23 protein-coding genes are annotated in these 23,144 nt (G+C 59.0%); 13 read left to right on the top strand and 10 right to left on the bottom strand.

The window, feature by feature from the left end; all coding sequences use genetic code 11:
- Nucleotides 1-15 precede the first annotated feature (15 nt).
- Together IEX53_RS18930 and IEX53_RS18925 are read right to left on the bottom strand one after the other, a co-directional pair.
- Nucleotides 16-930 carry an ABC transporter permease gene (locus IEX53_RS18930; RefSeq protein ID WP_188825739.1) on the bottom strand — a complete coding sequence of 305 codons (915 nt, stop codon included), beginning with the start codon at nucleotides 928-930 and terminating at the stop codon, nucleotides 16-18.
- 71 nt (nucleotides 931-1,001) lie between these two features.
- On the bottom strand, nucleotides 1,002-2,501 hold the full coding sequence (locus IEX53_RS18925; protein WP_188825738.1) for an ABC transporter substrate-binding protein: 1,500 nt from the start codon (nucleotides 2,499-2,501) through the stop codon (nucleotides 1,002-1,004).
- Between the two features lie 312 nt (nucleotides 2,502-2,813).
- Here IEX53_RS18925 and IEX53_RS18920 point away from each other — a divergent pair, with 312 nt between their 5' ends.
- From IEX53_RS18920 to IEX53_RS18910, 3 genes are read left to right on the top strand one after another with little or no spacing between them, the layout of a single operon-like run.
- Nucleotides 2,814-4,007 (top strand): sialidase family protein, encoded by a 1,194-nt coding sequence (locus tag IEX53_RS18920; protein ID WP_188825737.1) that lies wholly within the window; start codon nucleotides 2,814-2,816, stop codon nucleotides 4,005-4,007.
- Nucleotides 4,007-4,972 (top strand): 4-hydroxythreonine-4-phosphate dehydrogenase PdxA, encoded by a 966-nt coding sequence (gene pdxA, locus IEX53_RS18915; RefSeq protein WP_188825736.1) that lies wholly within the window; start codon nucleotides 4,007-4,009, stop codon nucleotides 4,970-4,972. The genes IEX53_RS18920 and pdxA overlap by 1 nt, the downstream gene beginning before the upstream one ends.
- The gene (locus tag IEX53_RS18910; RefSeq protein WP_188825735.1) at nucleotides 4,969-6,087 is read left to right on the top strand and encodes an iron-containing alcohol dehydrogenase; all 1,119 of its coding nucleotides are present in this window, start codon (nucleotides 4,969-4,971) and stop codon (nucleotides 6,085-6,087) included. The genes pdxA and IEX53_RS18910 overlap by 4 nt, the downstream gene beginning before the upstream one ends.
- Nucleotides 6,088-6,096: 9 nt before the next feature.
- Here IEX53_RS18910 and IEX53_RS18905 read toward each other — a convergent pair whose 3' ends face one another.
- From IEX53_RS18905 to IEX53_RS18885, 5 genes are all read right to left on the bottom strand, one after another.
- The gene (locus IEX53_RS18905; RefSeq protein ID WP_188825734.1) at nucleotides 6,097-6,804 is read right to left on the bottom strand and encodes a FadR/GntR family transcriptional regulator; all 708 of its coding nucleotides are present in this window, start codon (nucleotides 6,802-6,804) and stop codon (nucleotides 6,097-6,099) included.
- Between the two features lie 3 nt (nucleotides 6,805-6,807).
- Nucleotides 6,808-7,836: a four-carbon acid sugar kinase family protein gene (locus tag IEX53_RS18900; protein WP_188825755.1), complete on the bottom strand. Its 1,029-nt coding sequence runs from the start codon at nucleotides 7,834-7,836 to the stop codon at nucleotides 6,808-6,810.
- Complete coding sequence (locus IEX53_RS18895) at nucleotides 7,745-8,086, bottom strand: iron chelate uptake ABC transporter family permease subunit (protein WP_210311664.1); 342 nt, start codon at nucleotides 8,084-8,086, stop codon at nucleotides 7,745-7,747. The genes IEX53_RS18900 and IEX53_RS18895 overlap by 92 nt, the downstream gene beginning before the upstream one ends.
- A gap of 4 nt (nucleotides 8,087-8,090) precedes the next feature.
- Nucleotides 8,091-8,336 (bottom strand): hypothetical protein, encoded by a 246-nt coding sequence (locus IEX53_RS18890; RefSeq protein WP_188825733.1) that lies wholly within the window; start codon nucleotides 8,334-8,336, stop codon nucleotides 8,091-8,093.
- Between the two features lie 106 nt (nucleotides 8,337-8,442).
- The gene (locus IEX53_RS18885; protein ID WP_188825732.1) at nucleotides 8,443-9,201 is read right to left on the bottom strand and encodes a FadR/GntR family transcriptional regulator; all 759 of its coding nucleotides are present in this window, start codon (nucleotides 9,199-9,201) and stop codon (nucleotides 8,443-8,445) included.
- Nucleotides 9,202-9,672: 471 nt separating this feature from the next.
- Between IEX53_RS18885 and IEX53_RS18880 the strand changes: the two genes are divergently transcribed.
- From IEX53_RS18880 to kdgD, 9 genes are all read left to right on the top strand, one after another.
- Complete coding sequence (locus IEX53_RS18880) at nucleotides 9,673-10,146, top strand: RidA family protein (protein ID WP_188825731.1); 474 nt, start codon at nucleotides 9,673-9,675, stop codon at nucleotides 10,144-10,146.
- A 17-nt stretch (nucleotides 10,147-10,163) separates the two neighbouring features.
- Nucleotides 10,164-10,919 (top strand): amino acid ABC transporter ATP-binding protein, encoded by a 756-nt coding sequence (locus tag IEX53_RS18875; protein ID WP_188825730.1) that lies wholly within the window; start codon nucleotides 10,164-10,166, stop codon nucleotides 10,917-10,919.
- A 13-nt stretch (nucleotides 10,920-10,932) separates the two neighbouring features.
- The gene (locus IEX53_RS18870; protein ID WP_188825729.1) at nucleotides 10,933-11,601 is read left to right on the top strand and encodes an amino acid ABC transporter permease; all 669 of its coding nucleotides are present in this window, start codon (nucleotides 10,933-10,935) and stop codon (nucleotides 11,599-11,601) included.
- 9 nt (nucleotides 11,602-11,610) lie between these two features.
- Nucleotides 11,611-12,261, top strand: a complete 651-nt coding sequence (locus IEX53_RS18865) for an amino acid ABC transporter permease (RefSeq protein ID WP_188825728.1) — start codon at nucleotides 11,611-11,613, stop codon at nucleotides 12,259-12,261.
- 36 nt (nucleotides 12,262-12,297) lie between these two features.
- A complete protein-coding gene (locus IEX53_RS18860; RefSeq protein ID WP_188825727.1) occupies nucleotides 12,298-13,143 on the top strand; it encodes a transporter substrate-binding domain-containing protein in 846 nt (281 codons plus the stop codon).
- Nucleotides 13,144-13,321: 178 nt separating this feature from the next.
- Nucleotides 13,322-15,415 carry a hydantoinase/oxoprolinase family protein gene (locus IEX53_RS18855; protein ID WP_188825726.1) on the top strand — a complete coding sequence of 698 codons (2,094 nt, stop codon included), beginning with the start codon at nucleotides 13,322-13,324 and terminating at the stop codon, nucleotides 15,413-15,415.
- 14 nt (nucleotides 15,416-15,429) lie between these two features.
- Entirely contained in the window at nucleotides 15,430-17,067 is a 1,638-nt protein-coding gene (locus IEX53_RS18850; RefSeq protein WP_188825725.1) for a hydantoinase B/oxoprolinase family protein, read from the top strand.
- 70 nt (nucleotides 17,068-17,137) lie between these two features.
- Complete coding sequence (locus IEX53_RS18845) at nucleotides 17,138-18,349, top strand: pyridoxal phosphate-dependent aminotransferase (RefSeq protein ID WP_188825724.1); 1,212 nt, start codon at nucleotides 17,138-17,140, stop codon at nucleotides 18,347-18,349.
- A gap of 84 nt (nucleotides 18,350-18,433) precedes the next feature.
- Nucleotides 18,434-19,339, top strand: a complete 906-nt coding sequence (gene kdgD / locus IEX53_RS18840) for a 5-dehydro-4-deoxyglucarate dehydratase (RefSeq protein ID WP_188825723.1) — start codon at nucleotides 18,434-18,436, stop codon at nucleotides 19,337-19,339.
- A gap of 88 nt (nucleotides 19,340-19,427) precedes the next feature.
- Here kdgD and IEX53_RS18835 read toward each other — a convergent pair whose 3' ends face one another.
- The 3 genes from IEX53_RS18835 to IEX53_RS18825 all read right to left on the bottom strand — a co-directional run bounded on the left by IEX53_RS18835 (nucleotide 19,428) and on the right by IEX53_RS18825 (nucleotide 21,910).
- On the bottom strand, nucleotides 19,428-20,105 hold the full coding sequence (locus IEX53_RS18835; protein ID WP_188825722.1) for a DUF1028 domain-containing protein: 678 nt from the start codon (nucleotides 20,103-20,105) through the stop codon (nucleotides 19,428-19,430).
- A gap of 84 nt (nucleotides 20,106-20,189) precedes the next feature.
- Complete coding sequence (locus IEX53_RS18830; protein ID WP_188825721.1) at nucleotides 20,190-20,603, bottom strand: RidA family protein; 414 nt, start codon at nucleotides 20,601-20,603, stop codon at nucleotides 20,190-20,192.
- A gap of 62 nt (nucleotides 20,604-20,665) precedes the next feature.
- Nucleotides 20,666-21,910, bottom strand: a complete 1,245-nt coding sequence (locus IEX53_RS18825) for a flavin-containing monooxygenase (protein ID WP_188825720.1) — start codon at nucleotides 21,908-21,910, stop codon at nucleotides 20,666-20,668.
- A gap of 269 nt (nucleotides 21,911-22,179) precedes the next feature.
- Here IEX53_RS18825 and IEX53_RS18820 point away from each other — a divergent pair, with 269 nt between their 5' ends.
- Entirely contained in the window at nucleotides 22,180-23,133 is a 954-nt protein-coding gene (locus IEX53_RS18820; protein WP_188825719.1) for a LysR substrate-binding domain-containing protein, read from the top strand.
- The last annotated feature ends 11 nt before the right edge of the window (nucleotides 23,134-23,144 follow it).

The following is a 23,144-nucleotide window of genomic DNA, read 5'->3' as shown; positions in this document are numbered from 1 at the left end:
TCGGCTTCACCCTCCTCAATGACGGATGCGCGGATCGAGCAGCGCGTAGGCCAGATCGATCAGCATGTTCATGAGGAAGATGGCGACCGCAGTGACGAGGATCGCGGCTAGCACCACGTTGAAATCACGCTGAAGGATTGAATCGATCATCAGTTTGCCGACGCCGGGGAAGCCGAAGATGGTTTCGATGATCACGGCGCCGTTCAGGATGCTCGCGGCCTGATCCCCGATGACGGTGATGACGGGTAGCATGGCATTGCGCAGCGCATGGATGAAAATGATCGGCCCCGCCTTTACCCCCTTGGCTCGCGCCGTCTTCACATAGGCGGACGACAGCGCTCCGATCATTGAGCCGCGCACGACCTGAACGATGACACCGAAGGGGCGGACGAAAAGGACGCAGATTGGCAGTATCCAGTGCAGGGCGGAACCAGTTCCGGATGTTGGCAGCCACGCCAAATGGACGGAAAACACCACGATGGCGACGATGGCCAGCCAGAAATCCGGAACGGCGGCGCCGATCAGCGATATCATCGACGAGAGCCGGTCAAAAAAGCCGCCCGAACGAAAAGCCGCAAGAGATCCGACGACGACCGCCGCCACCGTCACGAGCGACATGGTGATGATGGCGAGCCACAGGGTCCAGACAAACGCTTCCGTCACCACGTCAATCGCCGGTCGCGCCTTGCGCAGCGATTGGCCGAGATCGCCGGTCAATACGTCGCCGACATAGCGCGCAAACTGGACCATGAGCGGATCGTTCAGGCCATGGATGGCGCGGAATTGGTCTTTCATTTCCGCAGACGCCTCGACGGGCAGGAACAAGGCGGCGGGATCGCCGGTGAGGCGGGAGAGGAAGAAGACCAGCACGATCAGTCCGATGAGAGAGATCAGACTGCTGACGGCGCGTTTGCGGATGAAGCTGAACATCGGCCCCTCATGATATTGACGGCAGGTTTGAAACTTGCCGCCTTTGATTGCGCCGGCGCCCGCAGACGGCATTACTTGATGCGGATCTCGGAAAGCTGCAGCATTGAGTTCGTCGCCATCGTCGGCTTGTATTCGAGGCGTTCGGAAACCCTAGCGAAGCCTACCATATGGAAAAGCAGCGCGTCGGCGACCACTTCGTCATGCAGATAGGCGATCAGCTGCGACCAAAGCTTGGCACGTTCAGGCCCCGTTGCGGCCGACGCCTGCTTGATCAGGTCGCCGGCTTTCGGGTCGGAGAAGCCGGACTGGGTCCCTTCGGGCGCGTATTTGAAAAACATCGAGAAGGATGGGTCACCCTTCGAATTGTCATGCATGGCCGCCACGATCAGAGGCCCGCGCCCCTCCTTGAAAGGCTTGGAATAATAGCCCTCATGCTCTGCCACTTCGACGAATTTCAGCTCGATATTGAACCCAGCCTCCTTAAGCTGGGCCTGTATCGCTTCCATGATTTCCGTGATGTTGGGAAAGTTCGCGGTGCGGGCGATGATGGTGATCGGCGTATCGACCTTCACGCCGTCCGCCTTTGCCTCATCGAGAAGCTTTTTTGCCGCCACGGGATCGTAAGGGAAGACTTTTACATCCGGGTTCCAGCCAAGCGTCGGCGGCGGAACGATGGCGGTGGCAAGCAGCGCGTTCTGCGGTACCAGCGTGCCAAGGAAGGCTTCGCGGTCTATCGCCATGTTGAGCGCCCGGCGCACACGGACATCGTTGAGCGGCGCGATGTTGTGATCGATACGGAGATAGACGGTCTCGCTGTCCAGATATGAAAAGTCGGTGGCCGGGTTGGTCGCGTCGAGCTGCGAGATCGACGGCGAAAGATCCGCTTCGCCGGTCTGGACCATCGCCGCGCGCACCGAGGGGTCGGTGCGGAAGAAATATGTCGCCTCCGTCACCTCAGGCTTCGCGCCCCAATAGCCTTCACGGGCGGAGAGCACGATCTGCTGGCCTGGAGTCCAGTTGGTCAGTTTGAATGGGCCCGTTCCGACCGGCTCGCGTATGAATTCGAGCGGGGTACCCTCGGGTACGATCGTCACGAGAGACAGCAGCAGCGGCAGGATCGGTTGAACCGGATCGGCGGTGAAATCGATCGTATGCGCATCCACCACATTCGCGTTGACGGTGATGCCGCCGAAATAGCGCCGCGATTCGCAGATATTTTTATCGCTCAGGATACGGTCGAAGCTGTGCTTGACGTCTTTTGCATCGAATGTGGTCCCATCCGAGAACGTCACGTCCTGACGCAAGTGAAAGCGCCAGCTTCCGTCTGCTTTCTGCTCCCATTTTTCCGCCAGGCGAGGCATGACGCCTTTGTCGCCACGAACGTCAAGCTCGGTCAGGGTTTCGCTGACATTTTGCAGAATGATGCGACCGATGTTCGAGCGCGTCGCCATGCAGGGTTCGAGCAAATCCGCTTCTTCGGGCAACACGATCTTGATCGGTCCCGATCCCGCGAAGGCGGGTGAGAACATGGAGCCCAGAATCAGGGCGCCGGTTAGCAGCGTCTTGTGCATTGTTCTTTCCTCCCTCCCGGAACGATCATCAGGCTGATGGGCGACCGGATTATCATTTATCATCGACGCGCTCATGTCCGGTTTAGCGGCATGAAGTGGCTCCTCCCACGTCGATGACTGACCATCGAACTTCTGCCTCAGTTTGTCAAATAATTTCGGATATCAATTCAGGAAAATAATTTTGATAAAAAATAAATATTTAATATCAATTAGTTATGCGGCGAAAATGGGTGTGAATCCAGAAATTGATATCATATCAAAACTTGACAACATAGCATTCTTGTCGCTTGTTTCGCCCAGAAGGAGATGCTGATGAGCCCTGACGAGATCGCCCTAAGAATGACCGGCGCCCTCCATTTTGTGGAGCCTGGGCGGCATGAATCCCTGCTGCCTTCGCGGATGGTCCAAAATCACGCCGCCTTCCTGCATTTCCTGGGCGATGGCTCGCTTGTATGCGCCTGGTTTGGCGGCACGCTGGAGGGAAAATCGGATATTTCGATCTTCGCTTCGGTCCTTTCATCAGGTTCAACGATTTGGGGGGCGCCCCGGCAATTGAGCTTTGACCCGGCGCATTCCGAGCAGAACCCAGTATTGTTCACCGCGCCGGACGGGCGGCTCTGGCTATTCCATACTTCACAGCCCTCGGGCAATCAGGACCAATGCCGGATTCGGATGGTTGAAATTTACCGGGATCCAGCCGTCCCGACGATGCTGACTGCGGGGGAAGGGCGCTATCTGGATTTGCCGCCGGGCTGTTTCATTCGCGCGCCCGTCATGGTCCGTGACGATGGCGCGTGGCTGCTGCCAATATTCCGCTGTGTCCAGCGCCCGGGCCAGAAATGGAACGGAAGCCATGACCATGCGGCAGTGGGTGTTTCCACAAACGATGGCGTCAAATGGCGGCTGGAAAATGTGAGCGATTCCACGGGTTGCGTCCACATGAGCCCGGCCTCATTGGGCGACGGGCGATACGCTGCTTTCTTTCGCCGCAGGCAAGCCGACACTGTCTACCGGACCGAGAGCGGCGATGGTGGCCGGTCGTGGTCCGCGCCTGAGAAGACCGATGTGCCCAATAACAATTCATCGATCGCGGTGATCCGTCTAAGAGATGGCCGGCTGGCCATGATCTGTAATCCCGTCAATGCCGCGCTTTCGACTGACCGCCGCGTGTCGCTTTACGACGAACTGGGGGAAGAAGACGACCGGCCGGACGCCGATCCGGCAGGTGGATGCGTGCCAGTCTGGGGTGTGCCGCGCGCGCCGGTTGTCGTTTGTCTTTCCGAGGATGGCGGGAAAAGCTTCCCGACCCGCATATTGATCGAAGATGGCCCTGGCTCCTGTCTCTCCAATGATTCAACCGATGGCCGGAACAGGGAAATGTCTTACCCGTGGCTGCTCGAAGGCCCGGATGGGACGTTGCACATCGCCTATACCTATCACAGACGCGCAATCAAATATGTCCGCTTGGCCCCAGGCTGGGCCAGCGCGACCGGTGGGAGAAATTGATGAGCAATATCATTGGCATAACCATAGGGGACCCCTGTGGCGTCGGGCCTGAGATTACCGTTCGGGCAGTTAGCGAGATGTCGGAAAGCGACCGCCTGGCCACCCGGATCTACGGCAATCGGTTGACGCTGGAAGCGGCGCGTGAGGCGCTGGGGATTGACCTCGATTTGTCCCCCCTTGTTGTTGACCTTCCTGTCGAAGGCGCTCCACTGCCATGGGGCCAAATCTCTCCCGTGGCCGGCGATGCCGCCTTTCGCTTCATCGAGCGCGCGGTGCGCGATGCTGAGGTGGGCCAGATAGGCTGCATCGTGACGGCCCCGATCAACAAGGAGGCGCTGAACCGCGCCGGCCACCATTATGATGGCCACACCGGGATGCTGCGAAGCCTCACGGGTTCGGCTGCGGCCTATATGCTGCTGGCTTCCGAACGCCTGAAGGTCATTCATGTTTCAACCCATGTTTCGCTCCGCGAGGCCATCGGACGGGCGACAACCGAGAGGGTGCTGGCGACCATCAGGGCCGGCGACGCCCATCTCAAGCGAACCGGTTACCAGAGCCCACGCATCGCGGTTGCCGGCATCAATCCCCATTGCGGCGAGAACGGCCTGTTTGGAACGGAAGATGATGATCAGATCGCACCCGCCGTTGCTGCCGCGCGCTCCGAGGGCATCAATGTCGAGGGGCCTATTTCCGCCGACACGGTGTTCCATCGCGCTTACTCAGGGGCTTTCGACCTTGTCGTCGCCCAATATCATGATCAGGGGCATATCCCGATCAAACTGGTCGCTTTCGATACGGCCGTAAACGTCTCCGTCGATCTGCCGATTGACCGCACTTCGGTTGATCATGGCACGGCCTTCGATATCGCCGGCAAAGGTATCGCCAATCACCAGAACATGAATTCTGCAATCGCCTATGCTCGAAAGCTGATGGCGGGGCATCAACTTGGGGATAACAGGCCATGACGATCGCGCCGATCACGATCCACCAGCCGCGCCGTTTGGCCGTCGGCGCAGGGACAATAGGCGAGGTCGGCGCCTGGGCGGCGGGCGTTTCCAAAACCCTGGTCATCGCAACACCGGCCACTTCTGGATTTGTGGACCGCCTGCGCCTACCAGGCGCCGTCACGCTATTCGACGCCATCCCCGGAGAGCCTGACATCGCGACCCTTGAGGCAGCGGTGGAGGCCGCACGAAGCGCCGAACCAGAGTTGATCGTCGGGTTGGGCGGCGGCTCGGTGCTCGATGTCGCAAAACTCGTGGCCGTATTGTGGAATTCTGGCCAGACGCTTGGCGATGTCGCAGGCCAGAACAGAGTGGCGGCCCGCAGCACGCTCTTGGCCCAGGTCGCGACGACAGCCGGCACTGGCTCAGAAGCGGGCATCCGGTCGCTCATCACCGACCCTGCCAAAGGCAACAAGATCGCGGTCGAAAGCCCGCATATGATCGCGGATTTCGCCGTTCTCGATCCAGAGTTGACATATTCGGTGCCACCGGCGGTGACGGCCGCGACAGGTATTGACGCAATGGCGCATTGCGTCGAGGCATTCACCAACCGCCGCGCCCATCCCATGATCGATGGTTTCGCCCGCATGGGTTTCAACCTGGTCGGAAAATATCTTGAACGCGCCGTCAAAGATGGCGCTGATACTCAAGCACGCGAAGGTCTGATGCTTGCATCCTACTATGGCGGCATCTGTCTTGGCCCGGTGAACACCGCTGCGGGTCACGCCATAGCCTACCCCTTGGGTACGCTGCTCCATCTGCCCCATGGCTTGGCCAATGCGATTATTTTCCCGCATGTTCTGGCATTCAATCAGGGCGCTGCACCTGAGAAAACGGCTGAGATTGCCAAGGCATTGGGGTTAGGACAGGGCCTTTCGCAGGGTGAACTGCGGCTCGCAGCCCACGGATTCTGTTCGCAACTCGGCATAGAGATGTCTCTTAGCGCTCATGGCGCGCAGGAAGAAGACCTTCCAGAATATGCCACTGACGCCCATGCAATCCGGCGGCTGATGGACAACAACCCGGTGGATATGAGTATCGACGACATTCTGGCGATATATCGCGCGGCGTTTTAAATCAGCTGATCAGTCTTTCTGCGATGACTGGAATACGCGATCAAGCGACCCCGTCAGGTGATCGTGCATCAATTGCCTTGCTTCCGGCGCGTCGCCGGAGGCGATTGCGCGCGCAATCGCCTCGTGTTCGGCGAAAACCCTGGAAAGACCTGATGCCTCGCGCCCGACTGAAGCGCCATGGAACTTCATGCCTGTGGCGATGTGGTCCTTCAGCGCTTCCATGGCCGTCGAAAAATAGCTGTTCTGGGCGGCGCGGGCGATGGCGAGATGAAACTGGAAATCCGCATCTTCGCGATGCGATTGTCGGTTCGTGGCGTCGCGCATCATCTCCAGCGCTTTGCGGATGGCGGCGAGATTGTCTTGCGTGTGACGGGTCGCCGCCGCCGCTGCCGCCGCCGGTTCCATGGTCAGGCGAAATTCGTAGCAGTTCAAGAGATCGGCCACGTTTTCCAATTGGCCGAAGCCCAAGGGTTCCCTGAGGCCGAGCGCGCGGACGAAACTTCCCGCGCCACGCCGCGAATAGATCAGGCCCTGGTCGCGCAGGCGCCGCAGCGCTTCCCGGATGATCGGTCGTGAAACCTCGAACTCTGCGGCCAGATCATGTTCTGTCGGCAGGCGCTCATCGGGCTTATATGCGCCGGATTTGATGGCGCGATGCATGCGCTCGAACACCATATCGGGAAGGCCCTTGCGGGTGGTTCCGGTCTCCAGTCCCATATCTTATCCCATCTTCCGGAGGATCGTGTTCGCCACATCTCTCAAGGTGCCGGGATGCCCGAAACCCCCGGATTTCGCAATGATGCAATGGCCATTGGCATAGGCCAGCCCCAGACCGGGCAAGCATTCCCCGACAAGACGGAACCGCCGAATTCCCATCTTCAATAGTACGGCCTCAGCGGTTGCGCCGCCTGAAAGAAGCAAGAGGGCGACCCCAGCGGTCAATGCTGGATGGATGCTTGTGGCAAGATGGTTTGAGACGTCGGGAGGCGTACACGGTTCCTCACCCGCAATTGCCTGCATGATCGTCACCCCATTCGCATCGAGAGCAGACGAGACAATGTGTCCGTTCGGAGCAGGAATGTAATGAACCGGACAGGAGTGTCTCAGTTCATCCACCTGGGCAATTGTTATCGGGTCGCGGGAACCGATGACAAAGAGCGCTGGCCCCGCCGGTATTTCTGCCGGACGGAGATCTGCCTTTCCGCTGATCTGCTCCGCGAGGGCTTCCGCCAGACCGCGTGCGCCGATCAGAAGATCCGCCCCGGCGCGTTGTCCGGCTTTCAAGGCGTCATTCATCTCATCCTGAGAGGTGACATCCAGGATCATGGCCCGGGAAGCATGATCCCCCAATTTTGAGGCTACCATGATAGGCGCCTCTATGCCGAAGCCCTCAAGGCTGCCTGATTTTACGATGCGTCCGAATTCCGGAATTGCCGGCGACACCAACGCAAGGCTGAACGGCATTACATCGAGTTCGGCGGCAATGTGCCCCTTCAGTCGCGAGTCGATCTTCTTAAAAAGCGTGGTATTGGCCGGCAGGAGGGACAGTACGGCCATGGTCGCCGCCTGCGCCTCGTTCGCCGTCAATTCCCGGGACCCCAGATTGACGGAAAGCACGGCTGGCTTTTCCCTCAAGGCGCCCGGGACACCATCGACATCAAGGGCTATTTCCGTATGGAGACCCCTGCCGGCGAATGGCGCCGCAGAGTCGATGGCACCCGTGAGATCGTCGGCGATGATTGCCAGCATAAAGCGCGCGCCTTGAAATTTGTTGTAACCTTTCATCTCCCCAGTTTTCCTCATATGTCAAGCCTTTGTACATTGTATATGACAAATCATTATACCTTGCGCCTGACAAGCATTGGGAAAAAAAGAGTTCGCCGATGAAACTGGTGAGGATGTCGATGGGTATGTCGTTTGGTGCGATCAGGGTGCGTGCGATGATATCGGCCAGGACGAGGAAGATCGCACCGAGGACAGCACTTGCAGGCAGAAACAAGCTGTTATCGCCGCCAACGAGAAGCCGCGCGATCGGAGAATGCCACGATCACACCGGTGATGAAGGCACTGGCATGATCAGGATGAGCCGCAGGCGCACCGGTACATGCGTTGAGCGATCTTGGCTTGATGATGAACACGAAGCCGGCGATGATGAGCGCCGCGAGCGGAAAGGGAAGATTGCTCCATTGCGCCAGACCGAAACTGCCAGTTGCGAGGGCCGCCACGGCATAGGAGCCCAAAGCCCGCACTGCGTTCCCTTTTGATCCCCTTGCGGGGAACCCTCACCCAGTTAGGCGGGACCGGATAGATTCGTCACGCGGATGTTCCGCTGTTTCGAACGTGGGCATTTTCCTCCTAATCTTCGTCAGTGGCGAAATTGCTTAGTGGAGACGCGGTGTTGTCGGAGAAGCCGCGATACCGCAGATGGCTTCGGTTGAGATGTGCCCGCATTGCTTCGCGCGCCTGCTCTGCGTTGCCGCTGCTGATCGCCTCGCATATGGCGCGATGCTCTTCGACTGTGTTCTGAATATAGGCGGGCGTTATGAGCGCCGGATTAAGCTCTTTTGAAAACGCTGGCTGCGGTATGATCTTGAGGCTCATAAGGCTGAAGAACTCGATGAACGCCCCGTTATTCGTCGCTTCGGCGATTGAACGATGAAAGAGATAGTCGAGCTCATCGAGTGAGGCCTCCTCCTCAAGCGACGCCTCAAACTCTCGCAACGCGTTCCAGATCTTCGATTCCTGCGCCCAGGAACGGCGGGTGGCGGCCAGTCCCGCCGCATGCACCTCGAAGGCCATTCGGAGTTCCAGGAGGTCCATGAAGGATGTCTTTAGCCTTGCGAGGGGAGCAAGCGTCGCATCGGCATCATAGATTGCCGGATCCTCGCCCGTCATTATCTTGGGATTTTCCCGGACGAATACGCCCACGCCGTGCCGGGCCTCAATCAGGCCATCCGAGCGCAGTGCCGACACAGCCTCGCGGATGACCGTGCGACTTACCCCGAACTGTTGCGACAATTCGTTGAGCGAGCCGAGTTTATGTCCCTTGGTAAGCTGGTTGTCGGCAATGTGCACCTTTAATGCCTGTATCGTCCGGCCCGTCAATGTATCCAAATGTCACCTGTTCAACTCTTATCGCCATCTTCTCTATCAGCAGCGTCTTACCCGATAGGGATTCTAACCTGCGGCGCAAGATAGCATGACCTGGATTAGTGATGCTATCTCAACAAGCGGAATTCCGCGCCTAGTGTGCACACACTGATGTTATCGCAGGTTTATGAGTGGCCAATAAGGCTGTTTGCGAGGCTTGTATGCGAAATTATTTTTCCTGACGATCATTTTCGTTGCCTGCCTATCCTCATCTAAAAATACATAACCATCTGAATTTGAATAGGTATTTAGAGATTATTTTCTCTGCCATCCATGAGATAGTATCTCTTGGATGGCTATTGACATGAGATAGTATTTCATTAGTCTCATCCTTGGAACAAGAGAGCCAGCGACGGTATCTGGATTGGATATCCCGAATGGCTCCGGGAACATAATTCGCGCAACCGCGCGCTCAAAATCAAGTGGAACACTGCTATGGGTGTCGTCTCCGCACGCCTCTCCGAGCGAGGCATCGTATTGCCCTCAATCATGTCGCCGTCGGGCAATTACATTCCCTACCGGTTCACGGGAAACCTTCTCTACGTTTCAGGCCAGATCCCGAGGATAGACGGCATCGACCATTTTCTCGGTGTTGTCGGGGAGGATATTTCTCCGAAAGAGGGATACCAGGCGGCACGTCTTTGCGCCCTCAACCTGGTGGCGCGCGTCAATGCTGCGCTCGATGGCGATCTCGACCGGGTCGTCGCCTGCGTTCAGCTACGCGGTTTCGTCAATGCGCCCGCTGATTTCAAGGGGCACCCCGCCGTGATCGACGGCGCATCCGATCTGCTTGTCGAGATTTTCGGGGAGAAAGGCCGGCATGTTCGAACCGCGCTTGGCGCCGGTTCACTTCCCGGCGGCTGCTCGGTGGAAGTCGACGCCGTGTTTGAAGTCGCGATGACATCGTGAGGGAGAACGCAATAGCCATGAGCGAGAACAAGATGTCGCAAAAAGCCATCGAGATGATCGGCGTCAACAAATGGTATGGCGCCTTGCAGGTGCTGAAGGGCATAAACCTGAACGTCGCTACCGGCGAGCATATCGTTCTTTGTGGCCCCTCCGGCTCGGGCAAGTCGACGCTGATCCGATGCATCAATCATCTCGAAGAAATCCATGAAGGGGTGATCAGCGTCAATGGTACGCAACTAAGCCAGAAGGGCGCAAACGCCGACCATATTCGCCGCGATGTCGGCATGGTCTTTCAGCAGTTCAATCTCTTCCCTCACTTGACCGTTCTTGAGAACTGCATGCTGGCCCAGCGCAGGGTGCGGAAGGCCCCCGCAACCGAGGCAAAAGAGAAGGCGATGCGTTATCTGGAGCGCGTTCACATCGCGGAGCAGGCTTCGAAATATCCGGCGCAGCTATCAGGCGGTCAGCAACAGCGCGTCGCCATCGCTCGGGCATTATGCATGGATCCCAAAATCATGCTTTTCGATGAGCCGACCTCTGCGCTGGATCCCGAAATGGTCAAGGAAGTACTCGACACGATGATTTCGTTGGCCGCCGACGGCATCACGATGATCTGCGTCACCCATGAAATGGGCTTTGCGCGGGCTGTCGCCCATCGCGTGATCTTCATGGATCGCGGCGAAATAATCGAAAGCGCCAAACCGGAAGAATTCTTCAGTAGCCCTAACCAGGAGCGCACAAGAGCGTTCCTCAGCCAAATCCTCAATCACTAAGCGAGAGAAGTCGATGCAGTATACTTTCGATTTCGCTCCGGTTTTCGCTGCCTGGCCGATGCTGTTGAGCGGAGCGATCATGACGCTCAAGATTTCGGCGATCTCCATGGTCCTGGGGCTGATGCTAGGCGTTGTTTTCGTGCTGATGCGCATGAGCAAACTGCCGCCTGTGCGGATGATTGCGGTCGGATATATTGAGCTGATCCGCAACACACCGTTTCTCGTGCAGGTCTTCTTTATCTACTTCGGCATGCCATCACTCGGCATAAGGCTGGGCGGCGAAGAAGCCGCAATCCTGGCGATGACCCTTAACTGCGCGGCCTATGCTGCAGAAATCGTCAGGGGCGGAGTGCAGTCCATCCGGCCAGGACAGATCGAGGCGGCCAGGGCGCTGGGCATGCACACGATCGATATCTATCGCTTCATCGTGTTCCGTCCTGCGATCCGTGCGGTCTATCCGGCCCTGTGCAGCCAGTTCATCCTGATGATGCTGAATTCAAGCCTCGTGGCATCGGTGTCAGCGGAAGAGCTCACCTACATGGCCCAGACGCTGGATGCGCAGACCTTCCGGAGCTTCGAAATCTATTTTGTGCTTGGCGCCATCTATCTCCTGCTGTCGCAATTCCTCTCTGTCGGCCTGCAACTCGTCGGCAGAACCTACTTCTCCTATCCGGCAAAGTGAGACGACGCGATGATCCGTGAATTTGGTTTTGCTGAGTTTCTCTTTCTTCTTGAAGGTGCCCGCTGGACAGTCATTCTCTCCCTGCTCGCCTTCACGCTTGGCGGCGCTCTGGGCCTTGCAGTCGCGTTGGGGCGGACGAGCAAGTGGACGGTGTTGCGCGGAATAATGGCGGTTTATATCCAGATATTCCAAGGAACGCCGTTGCTCGTGCAGCTCTTCTTCGTCTTTTTCGGTCTACCGCTTCTTGGCTTCAAGGTGGGTGTCTGGGTTGCTCTGACAGTTGGTCTGTCGCTGCATGCCAGCGCATTTCTCGGCGAGATCTGGCGCGGCAGCATCCAGGCGGTTCCAGACGGCCAGAGTGAAGCCGCCCGTGCGCTCGGCATCGGCTATGTCCATCGCATGATCGATGTGGTTCTCCCCCAGGCGTTCCGCATCGGGCTTCCGGCAACCATCGGCTTTCTGGTCAATCTGATCAAGGGCACCGCCCTGGCGGCGTTGCTCGGACTGACCGAGTTGACCCGCTCGGGTCAGTTGATGGCGAACATCACCTTCCAACCCTTGCAGGTCTACGGGGCGGTTGGGCTCATATACTTCTTCATCTGCCTACCGCTGACCTACTTCAGCGCAAGAGTCGAACGGCGTCTCAACGCCGCTCGGTAAGAAACGAACGGCCACAAACCAACCAGAGGTACAAACATGTTCAATTCAGCACTGGGCGTCTCGCGTTTCAAGATCTTGTCGGGGGTTGCTTCTATTCTTCTGGCAGCAGCATCCTTCGTCACCACTGCGAAAGCCATCACGCCGGAGGAGATCAAGGCCAAGGGTTCGGCAACCATTGGCGTGCAGATGGACCAGTTTCCATGGGGTTTCATCGACCAGAACGGCCAAAGCGAAGGGTTCGACATCGAGGTCGCGAAACTCATCGCAAAGGAATTGGGCGTCGAACCAAAATTCGAGCGCATTACCGGGCAGAACCGCATCCCGTTGCTCGTCAACGGCAATGTCGACTTCCTAGTGCCGTCCATGACGATTACGGAAGAGCGCGCAAAGGTAATTCAGTATGTCATCCCATATTCCTCCAACGACATCACGGTCTGGGCCAGGAAAGACGCGTCGATCAAAGGCAATGAGGATCTCGGTCAATACGTGATCGGCGTGAACCGCGGCAGCGTCTTCGAACCGATCCTCACCAAGGTCGCTCCGCCGAGCACGAAGATCAAGCGCTTCGATGACGACGCAACCACGGTTCAGGCTCTTCTGTCGGGCCAGGTCGATGCCATTCTCGGCAGCGTGACCTACGGTCTCGTCATCGACAAGACGGGACATAGCGCGGAATACGAACGCAAGTACAAGGTGGCGGACAATTTCCAGGGCATGGCTGTTCGCAAGGGAGATAGTGAAATGCTGGCGTTCCTGACGGATTTTGTGAACCGCCGCACCGCGGACGGCACGCTCGACACGCTTTACAAGAAATGGATCGGCGTCGATCGCGCAAAGCTTCCGACCACGCTGCCGGGAATAGACTTTACCGGCAAGCAATAACAGCGAGCCTGCGCGAGAGCCTGAGGCAACCGCGCAGGGCACCAGAAACATCAACAACTGAAGAACTCTCTTAGCCTCCGCCCGACTGTGCGGGCGGGGATTGGCCGCTGCATGCCGGAAATCCAAGACTTCCCGGCCGCGGCGCAATGAAAGTTCAACCACGGAGCATTTTTATAAAATGGCGAGAGATGGCAAGCAGATCAGGGTGGGTGTCGATATCGGCGGGACCTTCACCGACGTCGCGATGGAGGTAGGCATCGAGCTCCATTCGATCAAAGTGCTGACCGATTATTCCTTTCCCGAAAACGCGATCGTCAGCGGCATCCATCAGGTCGCCGAGGTGGCAGGAGTCGATCTCTGCGACATCGATACGATCATTCACGGCACCACGCTCGCCACGAACGCGCTCATCGAGCGGCGTGGGGCGAAAACGGCGTTCATCACCACCAAGGGCTTTCGCGATGTCATCGAGATGCGCACCGAAAGCCGGTTCGAACAATATGATCTGGACATTGTCCTGCCCGCACCGCTTGTCGCGCGTAACGAGCGTTTCGTACTCGATGAACGCATAGGCGCGGATGGCTCCGTTCTCAAGGCACTGGACCTTGCCGAAGTCGATGACCTTTGCGAACATATCGTTGCGGCCGGCTATGAGAGCGTGGCGATCGGCTTTATCCACTCCTACCTGAACGGCGCTCATGAAAAGATCGTGCGTGATCGTCTGCTGGCCAGAAAATCGGATATTGCGGTTTCGATTTCTTCGGAAGTCTCACCGCAGATGCGCGAATTCCAGCGCTTCAATACTGTGTGCGCCAACGCCTTCGTCAAGCCGCTGATGGCGTCTTATCTCAACCGCCTCGTCGGTCGGTTGACGCAGGAGGGCACCCGCTGCCCGGTCTTCATGATCCATTCGGGCGGGGGTATCATCAGCGTGGAAAGCGCTGTCGAGTTCCCGGTGCGCCTGTTGGAATCCGGACCGGCTGGCGGTGCGATCTTCGCCGCCCATATCGCCAGCAGCTATGGCCTCGACCAGGTGCTGTCCTATGACATGGGGGGCACGACAGCCAAAATATGCCTCATCGAAGGCCAGGCACCCAAGACGTCCAAAACATTCGAAGTTGCCCGCACCTATCGCTTCAAGAAGGGCAGCGGGATGCCGATTTCCATTCCGGTCATCGAAATGGTCGAGATCGGCGCCGGCGGCGGCTCGATTGCGACCGTCGACAGCATGCGCCAGATACGCGTCGGCCCGCACAGCGCGGGATCCGAGCCGGGACCGGCCTGCTATGGCCGCGGCGGTGAAAACCCGACGGTGACGGACGCCGATCTTATTCTTGGCAGGCTAGATGCCGACGAATTTGCAGGCGGTGCAATGAAACTCGACCGCTGGGCCTCGGATCGGGCCATGAAGCATGATCTTGCGGAAAAGCTCGGTACGGATATCGCGACCGCTGCCTACGGTCTGAGCGAAATGGTCGATGAGAACATGAGCAACGCGGCCCGCATGCATGCTGTGGAGAACGGCAAGGAGCTCTCGGAGTACACCATGATCGCTTTCGGCGGCGCCGCGCCGATCCATGCCGCCCGGCTTTGCGAAAAGCTCGGCATGTCGGAACTGCTGATCCCGCCGGGCGCCGGCGTCGGTTCGGCCATCGGGTTTCTGCGCGCACCGTTCGGATTCGAGTCGGTTCGCAGTGCCTATAGCCGTCTCGGTCGCTTCGAGGCTGGCCCGATCAATGCGACGATCGCGGATCTGATCGCGGAGGCAACCTCCTTCGTCCGTTCCGGTGCGCCGGATGCCGATCCCGATCTCGAGTGCACGGCTTACATGCGTTACGCCGGGCAGGGCTGGGAGGTTCCGGTCACCATCGATGTGCGGACTTATGCCGATGCGGACGGAGCGCTGTTCCGAAAGCTCTTCGATGAGCAGTACGAGAAGTTTTTTGGCCGCGTTATTGATGATCTGGATGTCGAGATCGTCAGCTGGTCCCTGCGAGCAACGTCCAAAGTGATCCCCCCGCAGCAAATCGGCAAAACCAGCAAGGCAGGCTCTCCGGTAGCGGCCCGCGTTACACGCGACATCTTCGACGTGCAGGAAGGCAGCTTCCAGACGGCATCGGTCGTTTCCCGCCAGGACATGAAGCCGGGCGACTGGATCGCCGGCCCCGCCGTCATCACCGAACGCGAGACATCGACCATCATCACGGCGAGCCGCGAAGTCATCATGCAGGCGGATGGCTGCCTGCTCGTGCGTATCAAGCAAGCCGCTTGAACGGAGGATTTCTCATGAAAACCAATGCACTTTCCGACGTCCACATGCAGATCATGTGGAATCGGCTGATCTCGGTCGTCGAGGAACAGGCCGTCACGCTCATTCGCACCGCCTTCAGCACCAGCGTGCGTGAATCGGGCGACTTGTCTGCTGGTGTCTTCAACCGCGGCGGCAAGATGATCGCCCAGGCCGTCACCGGAACGCCGGGCCACGTCAACGCGATGGCGGAAGCTGTCGGCCACTTCATCCGCGACATCGGCCCGGAGAATATCTTCGAGGGCGATGTCTACATCACCAACGATCCCTGGAAAGGCACAGGCCATCTGCACGATTTCACCGTCGTGTCGCCGAGTTTTCGCAACGGCGCTCTCGTCGGCTATTTTGCCTGCACGGCGCATGTCGTGGATGTCGGCGGTCGCGGCTTCGGGCCTGACGCCAACGAGGTCTACGAGGAAGGCATCTTCGTACCGATCATGAAGTTCGCCGAGCGCGGCGTGGTCAACAAGGACCTCGTGAACATCCTTCGCAACAATGTTCGCGAAAGTCATCAGGTAGTCGGCGACGTCTATTCGCTGGCGGCCTGCAACGAGATCGGCCATCGCCGCCTGATGGACATGATGGACGAGTTCGAACTGGCCGATCTGGAGACCCTTGCCGATTTCATCTTCAAGCGCAGTTATGACGCGACGCTTGAACGGTTGGCAACCTTGCCGAAAGGGACCTATGCGAACGTCATGCGTGTCGATGGCTACGGGTCGCCGATCGATATCGCCGTGCGCCTTGACGTGGCGGGCGACCACATCCTCGCGGATTTCGAGGGCACGTCGCCCGCAAGCCCGAAGGGTATCAACTGCCCCTTGATCTATTCGGCGGCCTACGCCTGCTACGGCCTTAAGTGCTCGATTGCGCCGGAAATCCCGAACAACCATGCGTCGCTGCTGCCGTTCCGTGTGGTGGCGCCGCGAGACTGCATTCTCAATGCGCAGCATCCGGCTCCGGTTTCGGTGCGTCACGTGCTTGGGCACCTTGTTCCCGATGCGGTGCTCGGAGCCGTCCACAAGATGCTGCCGGGTCGCGTTCCAGCCGAGGGTGCGGGTGCTTTATGGAATCTCCATGTCAGTGCCCGGCCTCTGCAGGGAGAAGGCGCTCCGGCAGACGGAGGGCAACGTGCAGAAGTGTTGCTGTTCAACAGCGGTGGCGCGGGCGCGCGTTCGACGCTCGACGGGCTGAACGCAACGGCCTTCCCGAGCGGTGTCCATTCCATGTCGATCGAGGCCACCGAGCATGTCGGCCCGGTGATCTTCTGGCGCAAGGAACTGCGGGACGGGTCTGGCGGCGTGGGCCGGTTTCGCGGCGGTCTGGGCCAGGTCGTGGAAATCTCGCCAACGGAAGGACATGAGATCTATTTCAACGCCATGTTCGATCGCGTCGATCACCCCGCACGGGGACGCGAAGGCGGGGAGAACGGCGCGCCGGGTGCGGTGCTGCTCGATGACGGCACGGTGTTGTCGTCCAAGGGACGCCAGCATGTGCCGGCAGGGCGACGGCTGATCCTGCAGCTTCCTGGAGGTGGCGGGTATGGACCTGCCGGTGACCGGGACGCTGGCTCGGCCCAGCGCGACCGCGATTTCGATTACGTGGTGACGAAGTAAATCTCCGGAGGCTGGGCGGTGCGAGAGCCTCGTCCAGACTCAAACCGGCGAATTTTACAGGAAAGTTGAGATGACAATCGAGAACAGGCGGGCTGCCGGCATCAAGTCGTCACCCAGCATGGCGATAGCCATGGCTGCCAGGAAATTGGCGGCCGAGGGCCGGGACATCATAGACCTTTCGCTGGGTGAACCGGATTTTGAGCCACCGGCCCATGTTTGCGAAGCTGCCTGCGCCGCGATCCGCGCCGGAGGCATACGCTACGGCGTGCCCGCCGGCACGGAGGCTTTGCGAAGAGCTATCGTGGAGAAGTTCAAGGCCGAGAATGGGCTGGACTACTCCATCGATGAAGTGATGGTGGCAAATGGCGCCAAGCAGATCCTGTTCGATGTTTTTCTGGCAACGCTTGAGCCGGGCGATGAAGTCATCATTCCAACGCCCTGCTGGGTCTCCTACGGCGATATCGTTTCCCTGCATGGCGGTGAGCCGGTCTATGTTGCCTGCGGGCCGGACACGGGATTCAAGATCACGGCTGAAAAGCTTGAAGCCGCTATCACGCCGAAAACCCGATGGCTGATGCTGAATTCTCCCTCCAACCCGACCGGCGCGATCTACTCGACCCTCGATTATCGTGCTCTCGCAGCCGTCCTTGCTCGCCATCCCCATGTGCGGGTGGTCTCGGACGAAATCTACGAACACATCCTGCTGAATGACGTCGCCTTCGTCTCTTTTGGCCAGGCTTGCCCTGAACTTTGCGATCGCACGCTGATCGTCAACGGGGTCTCCAAGGCCTATGCGATGACCGGCTGGCGCGTTGGCTATGCGGCCGGCCCGAAGGCACTGATCGCTGCCTTGAACAAGATGCAGTCGCAAAGCGTCTCTTCGGTATCTACGGTGGCCCAGGCAGCCGCCCTTGCAGCGCTGACCGGTGACCAAGCCTTTGTCCGTGAAGCTGCGGGCATCTTTGCCGGACGCGCAAAGATCGTAGCGGATCGGCTTGCCGGCATCGCAGAGCTCGATTTCATCCCGCCCGATGGGGCCTTTTATGCCTTTATCGGCGTAGGCAGGCTTCTAGGCCGCAAGACGTTGGCGGGGGAGCTTATCACTGACGACACTGCTTTGGCCTCCCATCTGCTGCAGGAATTCGGCCTGTCCAGCGTTCCCGGAGCGGCGTTCGGTGCGCCCGGCTTCATCCGATTATCGATCGCAGCCTCCGATCGGCAACTGGAAAGCGCCTTCGAACGCCTGTCCGCAATGGTGCAATCGCTCGCTGCCAGAAGGTAGCGCGGCCCATGGAAAATCACCACTGACTTAGTCAATCAGGAAGAGCGGGTCCGTCCCGGCTTCCCAAACAGGAGGGTAAGACCCATGAAAACAGAAGAATTGAAGCATGTCCTGGGAGCAGGTCTCCTTTCTTTTCCCGTGACGCATTTCGATGCCGATGGAAACTTCAATGCAAAAAGCTATGCCGACCATGTCGCCTGGCTGTCCAGCTTCGAGGCGTCGGCGCTTTTCGCGGCCGGAGGTACGGGCGAGTTCTTCTCGCTGACGCCGGAAGAAATTCCGCAGATCGTCCGCGTTGCCAAGGAGGCCGCAGGCAAGACGCCAATCGTTTCGGGATGCGGCTACGGGACCCCGGTTGCGGTGGCGATCGCCAAGTCTGTCGAGAAAGCCGGCGCCGACGGCATCCTGCTGCTCCCGCATTACCTGATCGACGCTCCACAGGAAGGGCTTTACCGGCATATCAAGGCCGTCTGCCAGGCAACCGGTATGGGCGTCATGGTCTACAACCGGGACAATTCCGTCCTTCAGGCGGATACGCTGGCGCGGCTTTGCGACGAATGCCCGAATCTCGTCGGTTTCAAGGACGGCACTGGCGACATCGGTCTCGTCCGACAGATCACGGCCAAGATGGGCGATCGCCTCACCTATCTCGGCGGCATGCCCACGGCGGAGTTGTTTGCCGAAGCCTATCTTGGCGCGGGCTTCACAACCTATTCCTCAGCCGTCTTCAATTTCGTCCCAGGTCTGGCAATCGAATTCTACAAGGCGCTGCGGGCGGGTGAGCGGGCAAAATGCGAGACGATCCTCAATGAGTTCTTCTACCCGTTCATGTCCATTCGCAACCGTGTCAAGGGATATGCGGTTTCGGCGGTCAAGGCCGGCGTGCGGCTACAGGGTTTTGATGCCGGCCCCGTGCGTCCGCCATTGAAGGATATCACTTCCGATGAGATGGGAATGATGGAAGCCCTGATCGGCAAATACAAGCGCTGATCGACCCGCTTGAAGTTGACAATGCGGTCGCGAATCCGGGACCGCATTGTTCCTTCATGAGGGCGCGCTTGACCGGTCCTGCACTTGTTCACTCGTCGCCAGGAACGCCATAAGAGGGCGCTGCCAATGGGTTGAGCGCCCGCGTTACGTAGTCCTTCGCCTGCGGTTTATAGATATCCCAGGCGCGCGCAATCGTTGCCACAGGGCAGCCATCGTCTGTCCAGTCAATGCGCAGGTGAGCATATGGCCAGCTTTCACGATCGACGAGAAGCAGACCTGCCGAATGCACGGGGCCGGCTTCTCCGCCTTGTTGCATTGCAGCTTTGAGAGCGGCGACCAACCGGTCGCCCAGGGAGCCGTCGGCAATCTCGAACGCGCTGATCATCGCCGCCGGAACGCCGTCATTGGCAAGCAGATTCCCCCCGGCGGCGCAATCCTTTCCCGATGCCGACGTCCAGATGCCAAGCGCTTTGGTCCCGGAATGGATGGCGGTATGGCCCTTTGCATCCACCGCCAGAAGCTGGCGATAATCCGGGAAGGCGTCGTGCTGCTGCGCTGCCCACACCGCTTCTGTCGCGCTCTCGCCGTCGGCAAGCCTTTCCAGCATGAAGGGTCCCAGGGCAGGATTGGTTACATTCTGCGTGGCGACCGCGCCAACGCCAGCCCGTGCCCAGGCACAGCGTGCGGCGACCGCAGGAGATGAGGAGGAAATTGCCACGCCGAATTGGCCGGTCCGCGCACAGCGTGCAACGATGGAAAAGGTCATTTCAGTTTCTCCTGTTTGGCGCGATGATGAGCAAGGCTCTCTTGCGATAGCCGAGAGTGCTTCCCCATGACCTTGGCTTTGCCTTCAGTCGGGGATTACGGCAGTCGCGTCGATCTCGACCAGCCATTCGGGACGGGCGAGAGCCACGACAACGAGGCCGGTGCAGACCGGATACACGCCTTTGATGTACTCGCCCATCGTGCGGTAGACAGCCTCACGATGACGCACGTCAGTCAGGTAGACAACGAGCTTGGCGACATGTTCCATCTTGCCGCCGGCTTCTTCGACAAGTTGGCGGATGTTCTGCATCACCTTATGGGTCTGCTCTACCGGATCATTGCTTTCAATATTCTTCGCGGTATCCAAATCCTGCGGGCACTGGCCGCGCAGGAAAACGGTCTTGCCGCGTGCCACGACGGCCTGGCAGAGATCATTGTCAAGGCGCTGTTCCGGGTAGGTATCTTTGGTATTGAATTTCCGGATTCGGGTATGTGCCATTTTCTTCTCCATCGGATCGGGCTAACTTTCGAAATGAGTGGGGTTGCGGGCAGGAACTCACCCTAGCGCGCGTAGGCCATGTAATTGTCCTGGATCAGGATGTGATCGGCGATATGCTTGGCATCGTGCCAGACCCCCCAGATGAAGCTCGAGCCCCGGCCTGAAAGCCATGGAAGTCCAAGAAAATAAATCCCCTTTTCCGGCGAGACGCCGCGTTGGTGCTGGGGACGGCCAGCCTCATTGAAGGCATTTACCTTCAGCCAGCTGTAATCCGAACTGAAACCCGTCGCCCAAATGATCGTGTTGACGCCAACGCTGGCCAGATCAAGTTCCCGGAGCGGATCGCTCACGCAATCGACCTGCGGACCAGGGATGCGGGCCTTAGACTCTTCCGGAAGGTCGAGACCGTTGCGGGTAACGAAGGCGTCGGCCTCATCGAGAAGCGATAGGTAGTTCTGGTCGCCGCGGTCCAGATTTCGAGCGAGATCGTTGCCGAAGGACAATTTGCCGTTGGAATAGGCACCCGTCATGCCCACGAGCACCATGCCTTGCGCAGCGAGCCGACGGAAGTCGATGGTTTCACCGCCACGCGCGCCGCTGACCGCAATCGTTACGTGTTCGGCGCCCGGTGCCTGCGCCTGTGCGTCCCATTTGCCGAGGACTCCGAGCCACCAGACAAAGTCCCGGCCGCGATAGGAGCGAGGTGGGCGGTCGTGTGGGCCGACCGAGAGGTAAACCTTGCGTCCGGCCCGCATCAATTCCTCGGCAATCTGCACGCCTGACGAACCGGCGCCAACGACGAGCACCGCGCCTTCTGGCAATCGCGCCGGGTTGCGGTAGTCGCTGGAATGCATTTGGTGGATGCCGGCGTCTGCCGGAACGAGAGGTGGAATGCTCGGCTGCTGGAATGGCCCCGTCGCCGCGACAACATTGCGCGCCTCAATCACGCCGTCCGATGTTTCGACGCGAAAGCCGGGGCGCCCCTCTAACCGCTCTACGCTGGTGACCTCGACCCCACAGCGTATCGGCGCTTCGTTCTTTTGCGCATAAGTTTCGAAATAATCGGCGACCTGCTCCTTGGGAATGAACGCATCGGGATCGCCGGGGAATTCCAAGCCAGGAAAGCGATCATGCCATGCGGGGCCGTTGGCGACCAGCGAATCCCAGCGCATCGAACGCCAGCGTTCGGCAATGCGGCCGCGCTCAAGGACGAGGTGTTCCACGTTGTTCTTTTTGAGATGCTCGCTCATGGCAACGCCCGCTTGGCCTGCCCCTACGACCAGCGTATGAATTGTTTCGGCTGACATGCTTCGTCCTTCCTTTTCGCCGTGGGCTGGATACGCCCAGGCGACTGCTTGCTCCCGCTGTAGCGGAGGGCTTGGTTTTGGAAAATTACGATTTCCTGCAGCACTGATTAGGATCGGCGAAAGCAATCCGGCGGAGCCGTGACGAGTTATCGACCTCAAGCCAGGCTGTTTACACATCAGGTGTCGCGACTTATTAGACTTGGAACTTCAGTCCGAGCCACGAGCGGGCGGCTGCTCCAGCGGTGCGGCGCGCTGCATTAGGTTGCTTCATGCGGTTTACCCTTCGCCAACTTGAATATTTCATCGCCACGGCGGAGGCCGGGTCCATCACTTTGGCGTCTGAGCGGATCAGGGTTTCGCAACCTTCCATCTCGACCGCCATTTCTCAGCTTGAGATCGAGCTGAAGACACAACTTTTCCTGAGACGTCACGCGCAGGGGCTTTCGCTCACCCCCGCCGGCCAGAAACTTCTCGCACAGGCAAAGACGGTCATCGAGCAGGTGCAGAACATGTACACTGCCGCCTCCGAGGCCACGGATCAGGTTCGAGGCACTTTATCGCTCGGGTGCCTTCTGACCTTCGCGCCGATGCTGCTCCCGGAGGTCAGCCACAGTTTCAACAGCGCCTATCCCGGCGCCAGTGTGCGGCCGACCATAGCGGATCATAGTGTCCTGCTTGCAAAGCTTGAGCGGGCCGAGTTGGACGTTGCACTCTCTTACGATCTGCTCATTCCGGAAGGTTTCGAGTTCAAGCCGCTCGCCGAACTGCCTCCTTACGTACAAGTCGCAGAGACCGATCCGCTTGCCGAGCGTTCGGTCGTCACGCTTGCCGAGCTGCAGCACCGGGAGTTCATTCTGCTGGATTTGCCGCTTTCGCGAGACTATTTCCTGGGTCTCTTCGCCGCGGCGAGCGTGACGCCGAACATCGTCGCGGAACTTCAGCATCAAGAGGTGATCCGGACCATGGTCGGCAATCGTTATGGCTATACGCTGGCCAATGTTCGCCCCAAGAACAAGGCGGCGCTGGACGGCAGACGCCTGGTCGGGCTGCGCTTGGCGGGCGACCACAAGCCGATGCGCATCGGGCTGATCCGTGTGAGCCAGCAGGTCACAACGCGGCTGATGCGCAGTTTCGAAGAGCACTGCCGGAACCTGATTTCCGACAGTTATGTGCCCGGGATGGAATCCCCCATTCTCAATTTGCGCCGCGGCGCGCCGGATTAGGCTCGCTTTTT

The sequence above is a fragment of the Paramesorhizobium endophyticum genome (assembly GCF_014640615.1).
Taxonomy (GTDB): Bacteria; Pseudomonadota; Alphaproteobacteria; order Rhizobiales; family Rhizobiaceae; genus Paramesorhizobium; species Paramesorhizobium endophyticum.
Note: the sequence above shows the minus strand (reverse complement) of the source record. Positions and strands in the feature narration are given on the sequence as shown.

What these genes read in the sequence shown, in the direction of transcription:
- IEX53_RS18930 (WP_188825739.1), bottom strand. Translation starts at nt 930, where the DNA reads ATGTTCAGCTTCATCCGCAAACGCGCCGTCAGCAGTCTGATCTCTCTC.
- IEX53_RS18925 (WP_188825738.1), bottom strand. Translation starts at nt 2,501, where the DNA reads ATGCACAAGACGCTGCTAACCGGCGCCCTGATTCTGGGCTCCATGTTC.
- IEX53_RS18920 (WP_188825737.1), top strand. Translation starts at nt 2,814, where the DNA reads ATGAGCCCTGACGAGATCGCCCTAAGAATGACCGGCGCCCTCCATTTT.
- pdxA (WP_188825736.1), top strand. Translation starts at nt 4,007, where the DNA reads ATGAGCAATATCATTGGCATAACCATAGGGGACCCCTGTGGCGTCGGG.
- IEX53_RS18910 (WP_188825735.1), top strand. Translation starts at nt 4,969, where the DNA reads ATGACGATCGCGCCGATCACGATCCACCAGCCGCGCCGTTTGGCCGTC.
- IEX53_RS18905 (WP_188825734.1), bottom strand. Translation starts at nt 6,804, where the DNA reads ATGGGACTGGAGACCGGAACCACCCGCAAGGGCCTTCCCGATATGGTG.
- IEX53_RS18900 (WP_188825755.1), bottom strand. Translation starts at nt 7,836, where the DNA reads ATGCTGGCAATCATCGCCGACGATCTCACGGGTGCCATCGACTCTGCG.
- IEX53_RS18880 (WP_188825731.1), top strand. Translation starts at nt 9,673, where the DNA reads ATGGGTGTCGTCTCCGCACGCCTCTCCGAGCGAGGCATCGTATTGCCC.
- IEX53_RS18875 (WP_188825730.1), top strand. Translation starts at nt 10,164, where the DNA reads ATGAGCGAGAACAAGATGTCGCAAAAAGCCATCGAGATGATCGGCGTC.
- IEX53_RS18870 (WP_188825729.1), top strand. Translation starts at nt 10,933, where the DNA reads ATGCAGTATACTTTCGATTTCGCTCCGGTTTTCGCTGCCTGGCCGATG.
- IEX53_RS18865 (WP_188825728.1), top strand. Translation starts at nt 11,611, where the DNA reads ATGATCCGTGAATTTGGTTTTGCTGAGTTTCTCTTTCTTCTTGAAGGT.
- IEX53_RS18860 (WP_188825727.1), top strand. Translation starts at nt 12,298, where the DNA reads ATGTTCAATTCAGCACTGGGCGTCTCGCGTTTCAAGATCTTGTCGGGG.
- IEX53_RS18855 (WP_188825726.1), top strand. Translation starts at nt 13,322, where the DNA reads ATGGCGAGAGATGGCAAGCAGATCAGGGTGGGTGTCGATATCGGCGGG.
- IEX53_RS18850 (WP_188825725.1), top strand. Translation starts at nt 15,430, where the DNA reads ATGAAAACCAATGCACTTTCCGACGTCCACATGCAGATCATGTGGAAT.
- IEX53_RS18845 (WP_188825724.1), top strand. Translation starts at nt 17,138, where the DNA reads ATGACAATCGAGAACAGGCGGGCTGCCGGCATCAAGTCGTCACCCAGC.
- kdgD (WP_188825723.1), top strand. Translation starts at nt 18,434, where the DNA reads ATGAAAACAGAAGAATTGAAGCATGTCCTGGGAGCAGGTCTCCTTTCT.
- IEX53_RS18835 (WP_188825722.1), bottom strand. Translation starts at nt 20,105, where the DNA reads ATGACCTTTTCCATCGTTGCACGCTGTGCGCGGACCGGCCAATTCGGC.
- IEX53_RS18830 (WP_188825721.1), bottom strand. Translation starts at nt 20,603, where the DNA reads ATGGCACATACCCGAATCCGGAAATTCAATACCAAAGATACCTACCCG.
- IEX53_RS18825 (WP_188825720.1), bottom strand. Translation starts at nt 21,910, where the DNA reads ATGTCAGCCGAAACAATTCATACGCTGGTCGTAGGGGCAGGCCAAGCG.
- IEX53_RS18820 (WP_188825719.1), top strand. Translation starts at nt 22,180, where the DNA reads ATGCGGTTTACCCTTCGCCAACTTGAATATTTCATCGCCACGGCGGAG.